Source organism: Flavobacterium sp. MMS24-S5 (assembly GCF_050320125.1).
In the GTDB taxonomy this organism is placed as follows: Bacteria; Bacteroidota; Bacteroidia; order Flavobacteriales; family Flavobacteriaceae; genus Flavobacterium; species Flavobacterium tyrosinilyticum.
On the sequence record NZ_CP190016.1, the window covers coordinates 525804 to 543368 of the forward strand.

The following is a 17565-nucleotide window of genomic DNA, read 5'->3' on the forward strand; positions in this document are numbered from 1 at the left end:
GCATTATGGAGAATTTAAATTTTATAGACCCATTATTACACGGAATTGAACCTCAAAAGCAACCGTTAAATCTGTCAGTAAAACAAATGGTTTGTGCTGGTGTCGGTGCTCTTGTTGCAGCGGCAGTTTTAAAACAAACGGGGCATAAAAAAGTAGGTGCTGTTGTAGGCGGTCTTGCATTACCAATTTTAGCATCAGCTTGTTATAAAAAATACAGTCAAGTATCTAAAGAAAAAATTGATGCGCAGGCAAGCAGTGGTATCGAATACAATCATTAAAGTTTTAAATAAACTATCATAAAAAAGAGCGCTTATAAAGTAATAAGCGCTCTTTTTTATTTTTGAGAAGTTGGGGATTAAGAAATATTTCCTTCAACCCAATTTAATGCTTTATTAAAATCAGCTTTTTTATAACCACGAAACTCACCTGGAACAATATAGCTAAATCCGTTTGTAAAGGAGATGATTTCTTCTGTATCGGTAACAATTGCAGCTCTATTCCATTTTCCTAAATGCTTAAGTCCCAAAAGCCCATCTTCTAGCCATGCGCCCGGTGTAAAATTTTTAATGTCTGTATCTAAGACCAATAAAAAATTAATTTCATTGACTTGTTTTACCAAATGCTCAACCGCTGGAGTTACTGTAGTCAAAAAATCTTCTTTTGTTACTTCTGCCAATGCTCTAAAGGCAACAATATTATCTGTGGTATCAATTTGATGTATCATGATTTTTATTCTTTTTGAGTTATTTTATACTGTTCATTTTTAAACATTTTAAGAATGTTCAACACATACTCAAATATACTCATTATCAATCAGATAACACTTACATTTAACTATTCGTTTATTATATTTTTTTAAGGTGCTAAGGTTCTGAGATACTAAGATACTAAGATACTAAGATTTATATACTTTACGTTCGATACACTGCCGTGCATCTCTAGATTTTAAAAAAACTTAGAATCTTAGTGTCTCAGAACCTTAGCGTCTTTAAAAGAAAAAGCCTGCTTTTTGAAACAGGCTTTTTGAAAAAAAATAAAAAATAAACTAACACACAAACTTAATTGTATCCTTGATTTTGTTTGAATTCTTTAGTCACGTCAATAGTGGACTGCGGAATTGGGAAAACTCTTCTGTATGGTTCTGAAGCTGGTTTTGCGGTTCCTGAAAGATCAAATTTCCCGAAACGGATCATTTGTGGTCTTCTGTATAATTCCCAGTATAATTCAAAACCAATTTCGTTATATAAAACAGTCTGATCGATTGCAGTCAAAGCTTTACCTGGAGTGCTTCCGTATAGAGATTCTCTTTTTCTGCTTGTACGCAATTTGTTCAAATCATCCATAGCTTGAGCTGTATTTCCTTTTCTGAAATAAGCTTCGGCTCTCATCGTGTAAATTCCTCCTAAACGGAATAAAGGAATATCAACATTACTGTTTCCGTTTCCTCCTTCTGGATCGAATTCATATTTGAAAATACGTGCTCCTTGATTGATTTCGTTCTGAGCAAAAACTGCCTGAGCCGGATTTTTGAAAGTCAAAGAAGGTGTAAAATCCATTCTTGTCGTTGTGCTTTTTTCCATGTATAATGGCGAAACTTTAATACGTCCGTTAACCATTTCCAAAGAACCAGACGACAATAAGATTGGTCCGTACTGAGGTCCAAATTCAATTCCTCTATTGAAGTGGAACCAAGGTAAATTAGCACTTTTCGGAACGATATCTGTTGCTGGAACGCTTACATCTGTACCATCATTTTTAAACCAAGTTCCGTCAGCATATTGGTATTTCTGTTGAAATCTCGGATCATCGTGATTTCCATTCCATGTCGCAAAAAACTCAGGAGTTGTGCAAGCCGCGTTTGTTCCTCTATTAGCTGCAGATGTTCTCTGGTTACGCTCCATACATACATAAGCAAAACTGTTAGAACCGTTTCTGATGTAATCTATCTTCTGAGAAATAGCAAAAATCAACTCTTTTCCTTTATCATTGTCTCTCGCGAAGTTTTTGAAATAATCACTTTCTAAAGAATACTTTCCTGAATCAATCAATATTGAAGTATAATAAATTACACGATCCATATCTGTTCCTGTACCCGTTGCGGCAGCTTCAGTAAAATTAAAACTTGAAGACGCATTAAAACGATCTTTAAAAACCGCACGGTTCAAATACATGGTAGCTAAGAATCCATAAGCTGCTTCTCTTGTAAATCTTCCGTGATGTGTTTGCTGTGTTCCCATTTCTGCTAAATCTGGCAGAAGAGCTTCAACATCTTTGATTAGCTGATCAATTTGCGTATCGGCTTTTAAAATCTGTAAAGGCGCATTTGGGTTCATCGGATCTCTGTAAGGTGCTTGTCCGTACAAATCTAATGTGGTGTACAAATAATACGCTAAAAGTCCTTTAGCTTCCGCTAAAAACAATTTCTTCTCTGGAATTGAACTTTCTTCTACTGATTGAATTGCAGTTAACGAACGCGTAATTCCGTTTGTCAATTTGTTCCAGTTATCCACTACAACAGCATTATCAGATTTCCATGTAAATTCATGCATATCTCTCCATTTTCCGCCATCTCCCCAGTCACTTCCTCGTGTTGGCAAAATTGCTTCGTCTGTCGTGTATTCCTGCAAAGAAAAAATTCCTCCATGATCTACAAACGTTCCGTCTCCTAAACGGTCGTAAGCAGCCGCAAGAGCTCCAGCAGGGTTTGAAGCATCTTCTCCTAAAACCTCATCCAAAACAACTTCGTCAAGGTTGGTACAGCTTGCAAAAAGCCATATAAAAGAAAATAGCGCTAATGTTTTTATATTAAAAATTGTATTTGTCTTCATAATAATTATAGTTTTAAAGTTGCTCCAAAACTGAATGTTCTAGAAGTTGGATAACTTGCATAATCGATACCAATAGATTGATTTCCTCCGTTTGATTTCGGACTGTTGATTAACGGATCGTAACCTGTATAGTTTGTAATCGTAATTAAGTTCTGACCTGTTACATAAAGCGTTAATCCGTTGATCCAGTTTAATCCTTTCAAATCGAAGTTGTAACCAATACGAGCTGTGTTTAATCTAATAAAATCTGATTTTTCTAAGAAAAGAGTTGACAAGATTGGTGAGTTTGCAGCATTTGCCCCAGACTCATAATAACCTGTTGCCACGTTACGATCTGATGCTAAGTTGTTTATGTTTAATGCATTTAAACCTGTATTATTTAATAAATAACCACCTGTTTGTCCGATGATAGAGAACGAAAACGTAAAGTTTTTGTATCTCATATCACTATTAAATCCGTAGTAGAAAGTTGGAAGCGCGCCTTCAATAATAATTCTATCGCTGTTATCAATTTTGCCATCTCCATTCTGATCTTTAAAAATGTTTCCTCCATTTGCATCAAAACCAATGTGTTCCAATAAATAGAAAGATCCAGCTGCATAACCGCTTTTGTAAATATTTGCATTTACTCCAGATTGTCCAGGTCCTGAAATTGTTCCTGTTAAGATTTCTGAAACTGGAAGATCTTCAATCTTGTTATTTAATGTTGCTCCGTTCATGTCAATATTCCAAGAAAAGTTCTTAGTATCTACTATTTTTGAACCCAACATAAACTCGATACCTTTATTGATAATTTTACCGTCAATATTGGTCCAGATTGTAGTGGTTGGACTCAAAGCTTGAGAAGGAACATTCAAAATCGCATCAGTAGTGGTTTTATTGAAATAATCTAATGTTCCGTACAATTTGTCATTCCATAAATTGAAATCTAAACCTACGTTGAATTGCGTTACAACCTCCCATTTCAAATCAGGATTTGGTGTTCTGTTTACCGAAACTCCATTTACTAGATTTAAATCATCGTATAAATAATATCCATCAGCTCCAGATAATGAGTAACTTGCCTGCGTAATTTTATTTTCAACTTCTTGGTTTCCTGTTTGTCCCCAGCTTGCTCTTAGTTTTAAGTTGTTTAAAGTAGAAGATTCTTTTAAGAAACTTTCGTTAGCAATATTCCATCCTAAAGCAAATGATGGGAAATAACCGTATTTGTTGTTTTTACCAAAACGAGTAGATCCGTCACCTCTCATAGAAGCTGTTAGAAGATATCTGTTATCAAAACCATAATTTAATCTTCCAAAATAAGACTGCAATTCATTTTCCTGCGCATAACCTGTTGTTCCAGATTGAGTACCTTTGAAACCTGGATTTATTGAAGGAGGAACGCCTTCACCTTGGTTTGAAATTCCGTCGATACTAAAACTTGTTCCTGATCTTTCAAATTTCTGATATGAAAAACCTCCTAAAGCTTCAATTTTATGTTTATCCAAATTTAAATTGTAAGTCAGATAATGCTCTACCAAAGAGTTTTTAGAATCTAAATTATTCTGAACATATTTCCCTTTCGGATTCAAATCTGTTAAGTTTGGAAAAATAGTAGTATTTCTCTCTGACATCGAACGATCGATACCAAGGTTCAATTTATACTCTAATCCGTTCACGATTCTAAAAGAAGTTTCAAAGTTTCCTAAAACTCTCAAAGTACGAGTCTGATCGGTATAAATGCTTAACAAATACGCTGGATTGTAATGCGCATTCATATTAAAATTGGTATAATTTCCATTTGCATCAAAAACCGATCTAGTTGGGTTTGCCATTAAGGTATGTACCAGCAATTGTCCGTTAGAACCTCCGTCATCACTTGTAGGAACACCATCATCTTTGGTTTCACTAGCCGTAAGATTAAATTTTAATTTTAAACGTTTATTGTCTAAAAAGGATTCAGCAGCATTAATTCTTCCTGTCAAACGTTTAAAATTGCTGTTTCTAATAATACCTTCTTGATCTAATTGTGATACAGAAGCATAGTAATTTCCTGATTCTGTCTGTTTAGAAAATGCTAGCGAATTACTTTTTGTAATAGCTTCTCTAAAAATTACATCTTGCCAATCTGTATTCCCACCGTGATCAAAAGCTTTATCTTTAATTGCATTTCTATATTGACCTGCACTCAAAACATCCAATTTATTTGCTACAGTAGAAATCCCCAAAGACGAATCAAAAGTTAGAGTTCCATCTCCTTTTGCTCCTTTTTTAGTCGTTACCAAAACAACTCCGTTAGAACCTCTTGCTCCATAAATTGCAGAAGCAGATGCATCTTTCAAAACTGTAATCGATTCGATATCACTATTATTCAAAAAGTTTAAAGGATTTTTAGCTTGCGAGCTACCAAAACCAACATTCGTTCCCGATGGGCTCACATCGTCATTAGACAATGGAATTCCATCAACAACAAACAAAGGTGTACTTCCGCTTCTAATAGATCCAACACCTCTAATCGTTACATTTACTCCCGCTCCAGGCTCACCGCTCGTACTCACCACACGAACACCCGCAACTTTTCCTTGAATTAAATTATCTGGCGAAATGCTTACTCCTTGTTTAAAGTTAGCCGCTTCCAATTGCGTAACTGCTCCCGTAACGTCTTTTTTAGATTGTTTTCCGTAACCAACAACCAAAACCTCATTTAATTCTGCAGTAGCTGGCTCTAACTGAATTGTCATAAAACCACTCTGTGCAGGAACCGTTTTAGATTTGTATCCTACATACGAAATATCGATTGTTTTTCCTTCTCCTACAGTAAGCTCAAAAACACCGTCAAAATCCGTCACTGTTGAGTTTGAAGTGCTCGTTTCTATTACAGATGCTCCAGGAATAGGCAATTTATTTTCATCAACGACTTTTCCTTTTATTTTAATTCTCTCAATTGCTTTGGTATTTACTGCTTTTGGCTCAGCTGTTTTTTGAATTAAAATTAATTTACCATTAATGTTATAATTGAAATTGGCTTTTTTAGAAAGATCATTCAAAATCGCCGTAATAGACTCTGTATTATAATTTACTGTATAAGCCGTATTATCAGCAATTATGGCTTGTCCGTAACTAAATTTGTAGTCTGTCTGCTTTGTTAATTTTGAAAAAATAGAGACAAGAGTCGCTTTTTCTATTTTATTTGCTATTTTTGGCTCTTTTAATAAAGTTTTACTATAACCGCTCTGAAAGGCAAGTAAAGCTAGAACTAAAAAGACAAAACTCTTTAGATTTAAATAAGAAGGTTTAAAATACATGATTTAAGTAATTGTTTTTACGATGCTTAATTTATTAATGGCAGTTGTTCCCGCAACTGCTTTTTTGTTTTTAATCCACTTTTACTATTTCGCCATAGACTTTGAATTTTAGGTTTGTGATATAATTTATTTGTTCCAAAACATTTTCTAATGTCGCGTCCTTCTTAATGAATACCGTTAACGGCATTGCTAATACGTGTTTATTGTTATACTCAAATGAAACTCCGTATTTATATTGTAAAATGGTGATAACCTGTTTTAATGTGGTTTGATCTAACGTAACATCTTCATTGTACCAATTCACCAAAAATGCTTTATCGGCCAATTGTTTGGTTAATTTTTGACCTTCAAATAAAGCTTCCTGATTCGGTACTAAATCAACGCTCTGCCCTTTTCCAGACACATTTACTTTTCCAGTTACTACAATCACTTTACAGTTTAATTTTGATAATTGAATGTGAAATGAAGTTCCTACAACTCTGGTTTGAATTTCGCCAGAATGAATAATAAAAGGATGCTTTTTGTCTTTGGCAACTTCAAAAAACGCGTTTCCTTTTACTAAAGAAACCGTTCTTTGATCGCCTTCAAATTTTTCAGGATACTGAAATGATGAGTTTGCTGCCAGATAAATTTTCGAACCGTCACTTAATTGGATAGATTTGGGAATCGATGACGTTTTAAATGTGATTTGTTTTTGGTTTAAAACATTTGATCTCAAGAAAAATCCTAAACCAAGCAGAAAAAGAATGCTGGCAGCAGCTATATATTTTAAATAAGGACGGAAAGATTTCTTCTTTCCAATTCTTAACTGAATTTCATCATACATATTTTGAGACTCGATTTCTGGATTTCCCATAAAATCATTATCCCACTTTGATTTTTGATATTCGCTGAAAGCAAAATCATGTAATAAATTTTCTTCTGCCGATGAAGTTTTTCCTCGCGAACTTTTATCCAGCAAATACTCTAAACTATGTTTGATTCTTTTTATCATAAATACTTATTGTTATGAATAAGTACCAGAATCTCGAAATCGTACTATTGCCAAATATTATGAAAACATCAAGCGAAAGTTATTTTAAAATTTTTGATTGAAAATAATAAATGGAGCGAGCCAAGCCAAGTCTTTTAAGCCTTCACGAAGTTGTTTTACCGCCGATGAAATCTGATTTTTAACGGTTTGTTTCGAAATTCCAAGTTCTTCTGCAATCTGATCGATTGTCATGTCTTGAAATTTATACATCAGCAAAACTTCTTTTCTTTTCTCCGGAAGTTTATCTAATAATGAATAAAGCAGATCCATCACTTCTGGATCAATTGTCGAAAAATTGTCGATAATGTAGTCTTCGAACTTTTCTTCTAAAATCGTCTTATCAAAACGATTGTTCTGATAATGTTTAAAGACTTGATTTTTTACAGCGCGAAACAAAAAAGGTTCAATTGCCTGAATATTCAGCTCTTCTTTTCTTTCCCATAAATCAACAAAAACATCCTGAACGATGTTCTGCGCCAAGTCTTTATCCTGAGTCATCGTATAAGAAAACGCGTTAAGCTTTTTCCAATATTGATTATACGTTTGTTCAAAAATTTCAGGATTATTCATATTGTAATTACAGGCTTTTTAATATCGTAAAATAATAAAATGAAAAGCCAATGCTTTTTGCGTCAAGGTTATCTTTAAATTAATAAATAAACACGTTTGTTGTATTAATACTACTTTTTCAAGACAGAAATAGGAATGTCTTTGCGATTTCTTTTTTTTAATCTAACATAAAAACCAATAGCAGACTTTAATTTAGTCACTTTCAAAAAATGCAATTTTCTTTTGATGCGTCCCAATCAACAGTATCAATTACATTTTAGAATTATGAAACCATTTTTGTTCACTTTATTATTAGCAGGAGCTTTAAGCGCTCAGGCTCAAAACGACAATCTGAAAATGAACCAGCTTCAGGTTATCGGATCGCATAACAGTTACCGTTACGCGATCGAAACGGACTTATATAATACCATTCAGGCACGAGACACTACTCGTTCACTTAAAGGTTTGCAATACACTCATATTAGTATTACAGATCAATTAAACAAAGGTCTACGCAATCTGGAAATTGATATTTTTGCTGACGCGAAAGGCGGAAAATATGCACACCCCAAAGGTTTGGATATCGCAAAATCTGAAGAAACGTACGACCCAGATGGATTAATGAAAAAACCAGGCTTTAAGGTTTTCCACATGCCTGATATCGATTTTAGAACTTCTTGCTACACTTTCGAAATCTGTTTGCAGGAACTAAAAAAATGGTCTGATGCCAATCCAAATCATATTCCCGTTTTTATCACTTTAGAGCCAAAAGACGGCGATGCTAATTTCTTCGGAACAAAACCAGAAGATTTCACTGCGGCCGTTTTTGATGAAATGGACAAAGTAATTCGAAAAGAATTAGGAAAAAACAAACTGATTACGCCAGATATGGTACGAGGAAAATATAAAACACTCGAAGAAGCCGTTTTGCATGACAACTGGCCAACTTTAAAAGAAGCAAAAGGACGATTTTTATTCTTATTAGATAACAACGGCGCTAAAAGAGATTTGTACGCATTGAATCATCCGTCCCTTAAGGGACGCGCCGTTTTCATAAACGCCGAACCAGGAAAACCAGAAGCCGCAGCTTTGTTCAGAAATAATTCTGAAGATCCACAGATTGAAGATTTAGTAAAAAAGGGATACTTAATAAGAACAAGAGCAGATTCTGATACCAAAGAAGCGCGTGCTAACGATTATTCGCATTTTGAAGCAGCTAAAAAATCAGGTGCACAAATCATCACAACCGATTATTATCTGCCAAGCACTTTCTTTAATTCACCGTACCAAATTAAATACGATGATGGAAGTTATGTTAGAAATAATCCTGTTACTGGAAAATAGCTATTTTTTGTTTCAGGTTTCAAGTTTCAAGTTATTTCTGGAACGGGAAACCTGAAAATTGAAACAATAATAATTTTAACCTCAAAGAGCGCAAAGAGTTACGCAAAGTTCGCAAAGATTTTTATTTAAGGTTATGTTTATAAACGTAAAGTTCGCAAAGTTTTATGTATGTAGTTTGTAAATATAGCCCGCAGTTTCAACCGCGGGAACGCTCAGAGAGACGATATACATTGTGTCCCCGCGGTTGAAACCGCGGGAAAGCTCAGGGAGAAAACATGCATGATGCTCGTTTAGAAATGTAGAGAAAGCGATGCTATACATTGTGTTCCTGCGGTTGAAACCGCAGGCTATGTTTCATAATTATTCTTTTTAAAAAGCGCAAAATCCACAAAGCTTTGTGAACTTATTTATTTTATAAATCATGCTCAAAAATCTTAGCGAACTTTGCGTAAATCTTAGCGCTCTTTGCGGTTAAAAAAACAAAACCTATGAATTCAAGATATACATTTTTACATATACTGTTCTTTGTCGTTTTTTTCAACAATAATGCATCAGCACAAAAAGTAAAAAACCTCAACGGAACACAAATCGCATTTTTATCAGATGTGCATTTACAGGATTTATTCGGCCAGTTTTCAGATTCAGATTATAAAGGCGTTATAAATCCGAAAACGGGAGAATATGTTTTGGTTCGAACCATGTCTTCTCAGCTTCATTCTACACGTATCTTCAATGAAAATTACTTTGCCTTTATAGCCGCATTAGAAGATATCGCAAAGCGAAAAATCAAATACGTCGCACTTCCTGGAGATTATACCGATGACGGCCAGCCCATTAACGTTCGCGGTTTAGCCAAAATATTAGAACAATACACCAAAAAATACGGAATAGAATTCTTCATCACCACAGGAAATCATGATCCGGTTGGGCCATTTGCTCAAGAATCTGGAAAAGAAGATTTCTTAGGAAAAGAAGGTAAAAGTCAACCCATTTATAGCAAAGAAGGCCTTTATAAGCCCAATTTAAACATCGAACAGCCAGTAGTTGTTACTGCCGATATTGCTAAAATGGGTTATTTAGGAATTACAGATCAGCTTCAGAATTTTGGTTTTCATCCGAATAAAAAATACAAATTCTGGGCAACTCCATTTTCTACTTATTCAAGTGAAAATTATACATTCGAAAAGGCTTTAGAAAGTGCTACACTAGAAAATCGTGTTTATGAAGTCACACCTGGTTACGAAGTTCCAGATGTTAGTTACGTTGTAGAACCAATCGATGGACTTTGGTTAATGGCAATTGACGGAAATGTTTATATTCCGAAGAAAAATGCTTCTACAGAAAAAGATTCTAAGAATTACAGCGAAGCCAGTACAGGTTACAATAATGTACTTACAAATAAAAAACACCTTATAAAATGGGTTGAAACCATTTCGGCGGAAGCCAAAAAACAAGGAAAAACTTTAATCGCTTTCAGTCATTTCCCTATGATTGATTTTAATGATGATGCTTCCGCGGAAATTAAAGAATTACTTGCTGTCCAAACAAATGGCAGTTGAACCGTGTTCCTGTTGAAGAAGTAGCGCAAGTATTTGCAGATGCAGGATTAAAGATTCATTTTGGAGGCCACATGCATATCAACGATACGGGTGTAAGAACTTCTGCAAAAGGAAATACTTTGGTTAACATTCAGACACCATCGCTTGCGGCTTATATTCCCGCTTATAAATTATTGACTTTCAAAAAAGATAATCTCGTAGATATTCAAACCATTACTATTGACAATGTTCCGAGATACAACGAACTTTTTGATTTATACAAAATGGAATATCAGTTTTTGGAAAGTCAGAACATGCAAGACATTTGGAATATTGATATTTTAAAAACAAAAAACTATCATGATTTTACCGATTTTCATTTAAAAGAATTAGTTCGACTTCGTTTCCTAAAAGACGATTGGCCTTCTGCTTTCAAAGATTTTATATTGAATGTTTCTGCAAAAGATTTACTGGTTTTAGCCAATATGCAATCGAATCAAGATTTTGATTTTATTCTAAAAAATAAAGAACAGTTTCAAAAGGAATGGAAAGAAGCTGAAGATAAATCGGAAAAAATCCTAATTCAGAATAATCTCAAAAAAGAAAACTTTAATTGGACGGGTTATGATCTTCTAGTAGATTTTTATCGTTTTAGAAGCGCAGATGAATTAGCTCTTGCTGATGTTGGAATTCAAAGAGCAAAAGAATACAAAGTTTTGTCTGATTTATTTTTAGAAGGTTCCAATGCTGATCTTTCAAAAGATACTCCACTACAAAAACAGATGAAGTTATTCCTGATTATCTTCAATAAATTCATGCACGAAGTTCCAGCAGATCATTTTACAGTTGATTTGAAAAATGGCGCGATTAAGAGCGTGAAGTGATTTTTTTTTAAGGATGTTTTTTTTAACGCAAAGAGCGCAAAGGTTTTTCGCAAAGTTCGCAGAGTATTTTGAGTAAGATTTTACAAATCAAAGTTCGCAAAGCTTTATGACTTCTAGATCTACAGAAAAAATAATTTTAACAAACTAAATTTTAACATAGCCCGTGGTTTCAACCGCGGGTACTTACGGATAGGCAATATGCATTGTGTTCCTGCGGTTGAAACCGCAGGCTATATTCACTAAGCTCCAAAAAACGATATCCGTAAAGCTTTGTGACCTTTTATATTTTTACAAAATTTAGCTCAAAAAAACTCTGCGAACTTTGCGTAAAATCTTTGTGAACTCTGCGTTACAAAAAAACGTCTTTAATGAACTCTGCGTAAACCTTAGCGTTCTTTGCGGTTAAACTTAAAGCTTTCATTATAAAAAAAGGCCGTCCAAATTGCACTGCCCCCAAAAAGTTAGACGCTATTTGGGGGCATTTTTATGGAAAGAAAAGTCAAGCACAGCTATGAATTCAAACTTGAGTGTGTAGAATTAGTAGTTGTTAAACATTATTCATTTGCATTAGCATCTAGCGAGAAAGGAACCAGCAAATCTAATATACGCAAATGGGTGAGTTTTTACAGGGAATATGGAAGGGCAGGTTTAATGTCACGAAAAAATCAGGTTTATCCGATTGGTTTTAAATTAAAGGTTTTAAAGTCAATTTACAGGGATTCATTATCTTTAAGAGAAGCTCGTTTGCGATTTAACATTCCTTCGGATTCAATTATCCTTAAATGGAAAAAAGATTTTGCTAATTTTGGTTTAGAAGGATTAAAACTAAAACCAAAAGGGAGGCCAAAATCTATGAGTGATTTTAAAGATAAAAAAAGTAAATCTGAAAAACCTTTAACCAGGGAAGAAGAACTTCTGTTGGAGAATGAAGCATTACGCTGTGAAATTGATTATCTAAAAAAGTTACAAGCCTTAATTCAAGCCGAAGAAAAAGCCAAAAATCGCAAGTCATAATGGAATTAAGGCATCGCTATGATTTAAAATTACTTTTAAATTGCAGTAATGTGGCGCGCAGCAGTTTTTATTATTATCAAAAACAGAGTAAAACAGCTGATAAATACAAAAAAGCAAAAGAACTTATAAAATCAATTTATTCTAAGCATAAGGGGCGTTACGGATATAGGAGGATCACTAGTGAGTTAAAGCTTCAAGGGATAATCATCAATCATAAAACAGTTTTAAGACTAATGAAATCGTTGGGATTAAAAAGCCTCATCAGAGTTAAAAAATATAAATCCTATAAAGGAGAACAAGGCAGGATTGCCCCAAATATTCTAAGCAGAAACTTTAAAGCATCAGTACCTAATCAAAAATGGGCGACCGATATAACTGAATTTAACGTCTCAGGAAAAAAATTATATTTATCACCAATAATTGATTTGTTTAATGGAGAAATAGTTAGTTATGAACTGGCTGAAAGACCTGTATTTAAACAGGTAGCTGTGATGCTTGAAAAAGCATTTAAGAAAATACCCGACAATACTAATTTAACGCTGCACTCTGATCAAGGATGGCAGTATCAAATGAAACAGTACCAATACTTATTAAAAGAAAAAGGAATTAAACAGAGTATGTCCAGAAAAGGAAATTGTCTTGACAATGCAATTATTGAAAACTTCTTTGGAACATTAAAATCAGAGTTGTTTTATCTTAAAAAATACAGTTCCATTGGTCAATTAAAACAGGAGATTATTGAGTATATTAATTATTATAATAATGACAGAATAAAACTTAATCTAAAAGCAATGAGCCCGATACAATATCGAGCTCATTATTATAAAACTTAATTATTAATTTGTCTAAACTTTTGGGTGCAGTCTAAATAGACAGCCTTTTTCATCACATTAAAACCTAAAATTTAATGTATCTAAAACCATTATGGCAAATGGGTTATGATTATTTTTTAATAAAACGTCTTACCGTTTTTATTCCGTTTTTCTCTACCGAAATCAGATAAATTCCTGTTTTTAAAGTCGATACATCAATACTGTTATTATTTACGGTTTGAGAAAAAACAGTCGCGCCGCCTTCCGTGTTGATGACATTTACATTTCCGCCAGAAACCTCTGTGCTAAAGAAAAGCTGACTTTCAGTCGGATTCGGATAAATTTCTAAACTCGCAATGGATTGTTCTGAACTTGCAGGAGCAGATTTAGCCGCTGAACCCGATTTTGTAATTCTAAACCAATTTATATTAAACCCTGTGTTTTGAACATATATACCGAAATTATACGTTCCAGCATTAACGTTTACCGTTTGAGTAATCGTCTGCCAGTTTTGCCATCCTCCTGTATTCGGAACATTTATGGCACCAAGCTGAATAGTTCCTGCATTTAAATCAGATGATAATCTTCCGCCTGTAACTGCACTCGCCACTCGATATTCAATTACATAAGCTCCAGATGTTGGAAAATTAATATTGTAATAAGCCATCCAATCGCCTGTATCACAATACCCAACATTTAGTCCACCGCCTGTATCGGTTGTTGCTTCGGTTTGAACACCACTCATTGTATTATAATTTTCAGCCTGAATTGTAGTTCCAGTTGCAGGAGGATTACTTCCTGTAATTACCTGATTAATGGCATTTAACAAAGATTTCGTTCCTGTTGCATCCTGAGACAATTCCCAAATCATAACTCCGCCTGCGTTCTGAATCGCAAAAGTCGTTTTTTGTTTGATAGTTGGAATTCCGTTATAATAAATGGTGTTTCCAACTTGATCTAAATTTTCAGCTCCAGGATATTGCGCTACGATATTAGCATAAGAAATTCCCTGATTGGCAGAAGCTCCAAAACCATAGCCATAAAACGGAAGACCGATGATAGCCTTACTTGCTGGCAATCCTCTTCCTGTCCAATAATTAAACTGATTTACCGCCATGCTGTAAGGAGAATGCTGACCTGGATTGTTTGGCGCCCAGCCAGTTGCGTCATAAGCCATGATATTGATCCAGTCGTAAGCCGCAAAAGTAGATGAAGGTACATTAGCACCACCATATCCTTCTGAAAGCGCTGCTGAAATCAGTTTACCGTTAGCATGCAATTTATTAGCCAAAGCAATTACAAATCCGCCATAATCACCATTAATTGCTGGACACTTCTAGATCTACGTCTACACCGTCAAAATTATGGGCTACAACATAATCGTAAATTTTCTGAATGAAAGCCGTTCTGTTGGCTGGCGTAATTAAATTGAAATAATTATCGCGAATTGCTCCGCCTTCTGAAACTGAACCTCCTCCAAGCGATACAAAAACTTTTATGTTTTGAGCATGTGCAGCATTTATTATTGCATTGCTTCCTGAATTAAAACTCAAATATCCGTTGGCATCAGGATTTTCAAAAGCAATATTAATATGCGTTAATTTACTGTACTGAATCGTACTCGAAAAAGCATTCAAGTCAATCCAATTCGGAATGTAAGCTATCACTTTTTTCTGGGCTGTGGCTAAATTAAAAGCGCCCAACACTAAAATAATCATGCATTTCTGCAGCATTCTTTTGTATTTGTTTTTCATAATAATTGTTTTAATAGATTAATAAACTCGTAAACATGGGACGGTTATTTGAGTTGAATATTTTTTTATTTTAGATTTCAGACTTTAGATTTCAGATTTGATTTGCAATCTAATTTAGTAGAACTAACACTACTCAATTATTATCTAAGATCTAAAGCCTGAGATCACTTTTTAAAACTATTTCTTTATGAATCGTTTGATGGTTTGTTTGCCATCTTTTTCAAAAACTATAAAATAAATTCCTTTTCTAAGATGCGAAACATCAAAACTATTGTTGTTGATTTTTTGAGATGCTACAGTAGATCCTGTTTGTGAATCGACTATTTTTACACTTCCTCCAGAAAGATCTGTTGTTACATACAACGTATTTTCAACTGGACTTGGATAAACATTTAAAACAGTTTCTGCTGGTTCTTCAACAGTTTCAACTGAAGCCATTCGTGCAGTTCCTCCCGCTACTTTTGTAATTTTAATCCAGTTGATATTCATTCCTGTATTCTGAATGTAGATTCCGAAATTATATGTTCCTGCATTTACATTTACAGTCTGCGAAACGGTTTGCCAATTTTGCCAACCTCCCGTATTCGGAATATCAACATTTCCTAAAACGACAGCTCCAGCATTCAAATCAGAAGATAATCTTCCGCCCGTAACACCGCTTGCTACTCGATATTCAATTAAATAAGAACCAGTTGTAGGGAAATTAATATTGTTATACGCCAGCCAATCACCAGTTTCTGTATAACCAACGTTTGAACCTCCACCTGCATCTGTAGTCGCTTCGACTTGAATACCGCTCATTGCTGAATAATCTTCTGCCTGAATTAATACAGAAGTCTGCGAACTTGTTGCTGGAACTAACTTCCATTGTCCACAAGTTTGGTTATTGTTATCCCATTGCTGTACAATTGCCCCAGAAGCTGTACTTGCTCCTGCCACCTCAACAATTCTTCCGCTATGACGGGCAACAATTTTATAATAGCCATCGCCTGTTGCAACCAAAATAAACTGCTGATTTGTGGTAGCATTGTATGGATACTGTTCTACTCTTGCGCCATTTGCTTTATTGAAGTTATTAATGTCCATTGACATTCCGCTATGGTTGGCAATAATTTTATACATTCCATCACCTAAATGCGTAAAAGTAAATTTCTGATTGTTTCCAGAATTCAAAGCGCCTTGATTGATTCCTGCTCCGTTTGACATGCTCGAATTCCAAACATCCATATACAAACCGCTATTTCTGTTTTGAAGAAAGAAAGTCTGGTTTCCTAAAGTTGTCGTTCCGTTTGCAATAATTCTGATGGAACTTACTTTATCGTTCCAAGTCGTATTCAAACAAGAATTATCAGAATTGATTACCGTTGAAGCTCCGCCGAAATTATCATCTTGATATAAAATCGCCTGATAACCCTGAGTAATTTTTAGCGAAGAAATATCATCATTTAAAACTCCTAAAGAATTTAAACGAGCCAGATTATAATCTCCAATTGTTAATCCGCCAGAAAAACCTGTGTAGTTACAATCTTTGTAAACTGTGATTACATCTGTTGTAGCTGGAACTGAAGGCGTGGTAAGCCCATAATAACCGCCAAATGTAGCAATGACTTTTGTTGGCTGTGGCGAATGAAGTGATGGCGATTGATCGGCAACATCATCATACGCAAATCCGTAAGCCAAATTATCAATATTAATTCCTGGTAAATGCCAGAATTTAGAATAATGATTGGTTGGATTTACTTGATAATATTTCGATGCATCATACCAATTCTGCTGTCCCGGATTTGCAGTTGTTGTATTTACAACATGTCGGTTGATCGCTGCTGTTAATTGTGATTGAATTACAAGGTCTAAATCTCCATCAACCAATCTTCTGTCCAAAACACCTTTTCCTTCAAGCGCTTCTTGGGTTGTTGGTCTATTTTGAACACGCCCTGTTCTTCCAACAAAAGCACCAGATTGTCCTACCATTTCTAGTTGTTCTCCAATAACTCTTCCTTTAAAAACACCCGCATCTCCGGCATAGAAAATCAAATCTTCATTTTTGTATTTATTCCAAATCGCATCGATATACAATTTTAAATAATTGGCGTATGGCCCTGATCCTTCAGCATAAGCTGGAGTTTTAGAAGGTGCTGTAATTTCGCCTGTTGCATCGTTCACACAGCCTTGAAATTCTGCTGGAACATTAGCTTTAAAAGCGGCAACAATATCAGCATGCTTTTTCAAATCACCCACTTTCTTTTGGTAGCCGTTTGCTCCAAACAATTCCAATCCCATTGGATATTTGTATGAATCGACTCTTGTTGGATTTCCGAAAAAACCATATTGATTATTAGTCAATTCGATCATTTCATACAAAATTCCCTGATTTGGGTCTGTTGCGTTCTGCGGATTTGGAGATGCATATCCCGAAGGTGCGCCACTTGCTCCAAAAAAGTAAAAGTACAATTGTGAACCTTTAGAAATAAAAACTCGACATCCTGCAATTAATGGCAAAGTGAAGGTTTTGTTTGGAATTT

Annotated in this window: 13 protein-coding genes; 5 read left to right on the forward strand and 8 right to left on the reverse strand. The window is 34.8% G+C overall.

Features of this window, described 5'->3' with window-relative positions:
* The first annotated feature begins 5 nt into the window (after positions 1–5).
* Positions 6–278, forward strand: a complete 273-nt coding sequence (locus tag ACPWTF_RS02290; RefSeq protein ID WP_250836394.1) for a PrgI family protein — start codon at positions 6–8, stop codon at positions 276–278.
* 77 nt (positions 279–355) lie between these two features.
* On the opposite strand, the gene ACPWTF_RS02295 is transcribed toward ACPWTF_RS02290, so the two are convergent.
* The 5 genes from ACPWTF_RS02295 to ACPWTF_RS02315 form a co-directional block, all read right to left on the reverse strand.
* Complete coding sequence (locus ACPWTF_RS02295) at positions 356–724, reverse strand: STAS/SEC14 domain-containing protein (protein WP_095930732.1); 369 nt, start codon at positions 722–724, stop codon at positions 356–358.
* 334 nt (positions 725–1058) lie between these two features.
* Positions 1059–2828, reverse strand: coding sequence for a RagB/SusD family nutrient uptake outer membrane protein (locus ACPWTF_RS02300; protein ID WP_427874227.1), 1770 nt, complete (start codon positions 2826–2828; stop codon positions 1059–1061).
* Between the two features lie 5 nt (positions 2829–2833).
* Positions 2834–6115 (reverse strand): SusC/RagA family TonB-linked outer membrane protein, encoded by a 3282-nt coding sequence (locus tag ACPWTF_RS02305; RefSeq protein ID WP_427874228.1) that lies wholly within the window; start codon positions 6113–6115, stop codon positions 2834–2836.
* Between the two features lie 70 nt (positions 6116–6185).
* The gene (locus ACPWTF_RS02310; RefSeq protein ID WP_427874229.1) at positions 6186–7109 is read right to left on the reverse strand and encodes a FecR family protein; all 924 of its coding nucleotides are present in this window, start codon (positions 7107–7109) and stop codon (positions 6186–6188) included.
* 84 nt (positions 7110–7193) lie between these two features.
* Positions 7194–7718 carry an RNA polymerase sigma-70 factor gene (locus ACPWTF_RS02315; protein ID WP_248727239.1) on the reverse strand — a complete coding sequence of 175 codons (525 nt, stop codon included), beginning with the start codon at positions 7716–7718 and terminating at the stop codon, positions 7194–7196.
* Positions 7719–7982: 264 nt separating this feature from the next.
* Here ACPWTF_RS02315 and ACPWTF_RS02320 point away from each other — a divergent pair, with 264 nt between their 5' ends.
* From ACPWTF_RS02320 to ACPWTF_RS02335, 4 genes are all read left to right on the forward strand, one after another.
* On the forward strand, positions 7983–9041 hold the full coding sequence (locus ACPWTF_RS02320) for a phosphatidylinositol-specific phospholipase C1-like protein (protein ID WP_427874230.1): 1059 nt from the start codon (positions 7983–7985) through the stop codon (positions 9039–9041).
* A gap of 488 nt (positions 9042–9529) precedes the next feature.
* Positions 9530–10600 (forward strand): metallophosphoesterase, encoded by a 1071-nt coding sequence (locus ACPWTF_RS02325; RefSeq protein ID WP_427874231.1) that lies wholly within the window; start codon positions 9530–9532, stop codon positions 10598–10600.
* On the forward strand, positions 10597–11463 hold the full coding sequence (locus tag ACPWTF_RS02330) for a hypothetical protein (RefSeq protein ID WP_427874232.1): 867 nt from the start codon (positions 10597–10599) through the stop codon (positions 11461–11463). Before ACPWTF_RS02325 ends, ACPWTF_RS02330 begins: the two co-directional genes overlap by 4 nt.
* Before the next feature lie 486 nt (positions 11464–11949).
* Positions 11950–13310 (forward strand): IS3 family transposase gene (locus tag ACPWTF_RS02335; protein WP_427874233.1). Its coding sequence is split into 2 segments (ribosomal slippage): positions 11950–12433 and positions 12433–13310, totalling 1362 coding nucleotides; the frame shifts between segments, so codons are not numbered across the junction.
* A gap of 109 nt (positions 13311–13419) precedes the next feature.
* Here the strand turns inward: ACPWTF_RS02335 and ACPWTF_RS02340 are convergent.
* From ACPWTF_RS02340 to ACPWTF_RS02350, 3 genes are all read right to left on the reverse strand, one after another.
* The gene (locus ACPWTF_RS02340; protein WP_427874234.1) at positions 13420–14580 is read right to left on the reverse strand and encodes a carbohydrate-binding protein; all 1161 of its coding nucleotides are present in this window, start codon (positions 14578–14580) and stop codon (positions 13420–13422) included.
* 28 nt (positions 14581–14608) lie between these two features.
* The gene (locus tag ACPWTF_RS02345; RefSeq protein ID WP_427874235.1) at positions 14609–15043 is read right to left on the reverse strand and encodes a glycosyl hydrolase family 18 protein; all 435 of its coding nucleotides are present in this window, start codon (positions 15041–15043) and stop codon (positions 14609–14611) included.
* 177 nt (positions 15044–15220) lie between these two features.
* Positions 15221–17542: a beta-1,3-glucanase family protein gene (locus ACPWTF_RS02350; RefSeq protein WP_427874236.1), complete on the reverse strand. Its 2322-nt coding sequence runs from the start codon at positions 17540–17542 to the stop codon at positions 15221–15223.
* Positions 17543–17565 lie beyond the last annotated feature (23 nt).

What these genes read in the sequence shown, in the direction of transcription:
- ACPWTF_RS02305 (WP_427874228.1), bottom strand. Translation starts at nt 6,115, where the DNA reads ATGTATTTTAAACCTTCTTATTTAAATCTAAAGAGTTTTGTCTTTTTA.
- ACPWTF_RS02325 (WP_427874231.1), top strand. Translation starts at nt 9,530, where the DNA reads ATGAATTCAAGATATACATTTTTACATATACTGTTCTTTGTCGTTTTT.
- ACPWTF_RS02290 (WP_250836394.1), top strand. Translation starts at nt 6, where the DNA reads ATGGAGAATTTAAATTTTATAGACCCATTATTACACGGAATTGAACCT.
- ACPWTF_RS02295 (WP_095930732.1), bottom strand. Translation starts at nt 724, where the DNA reads ATGATACATCAAATTGATACCACAGATAATATTGTTGCCTTTAGAGCA.
- ACPWTF_RS02320 (WP_427874230.1), top strand. Translation starts at nt 7,983, where the DNA reads ATGAAACCATTTTTGTTCACTTTATTATTAGCAGGAGCTTTAAGCGCT.
- ACPWTF_RS02300 (WP_427874227.1), bottom strand. Translation starts at nt 2,828, where the DNA reads ATGAAGACAAATACAATTTTTAATATAAAAACATTAGCGCTATTTTCT.
- ACPWTF_RS02315 (WP_248727239.1), bottom strand. Translation starts at nt 7,718, where the DNA reads ATGAATAATCCTGAAATTTTTGAACAAACGTATAATCAATATTGGAAA.
- ACPWTF_RS02310 (WP_427874229.1), bottom strand. Translation starts at nt 7,109, where the DNA reads ATGATAAAAAGAATCAAACATAGTTTAGAGTATTTGCTGGATAAAAGT.
- ACPWTF_RS02345 (WP_427874235.1), bottom strand. Translation starts at nt 15,043, where the DNA reads ATGAAAAACAAATACAAAAGAATGCTGCAGAAATGCATGATTATTTTA.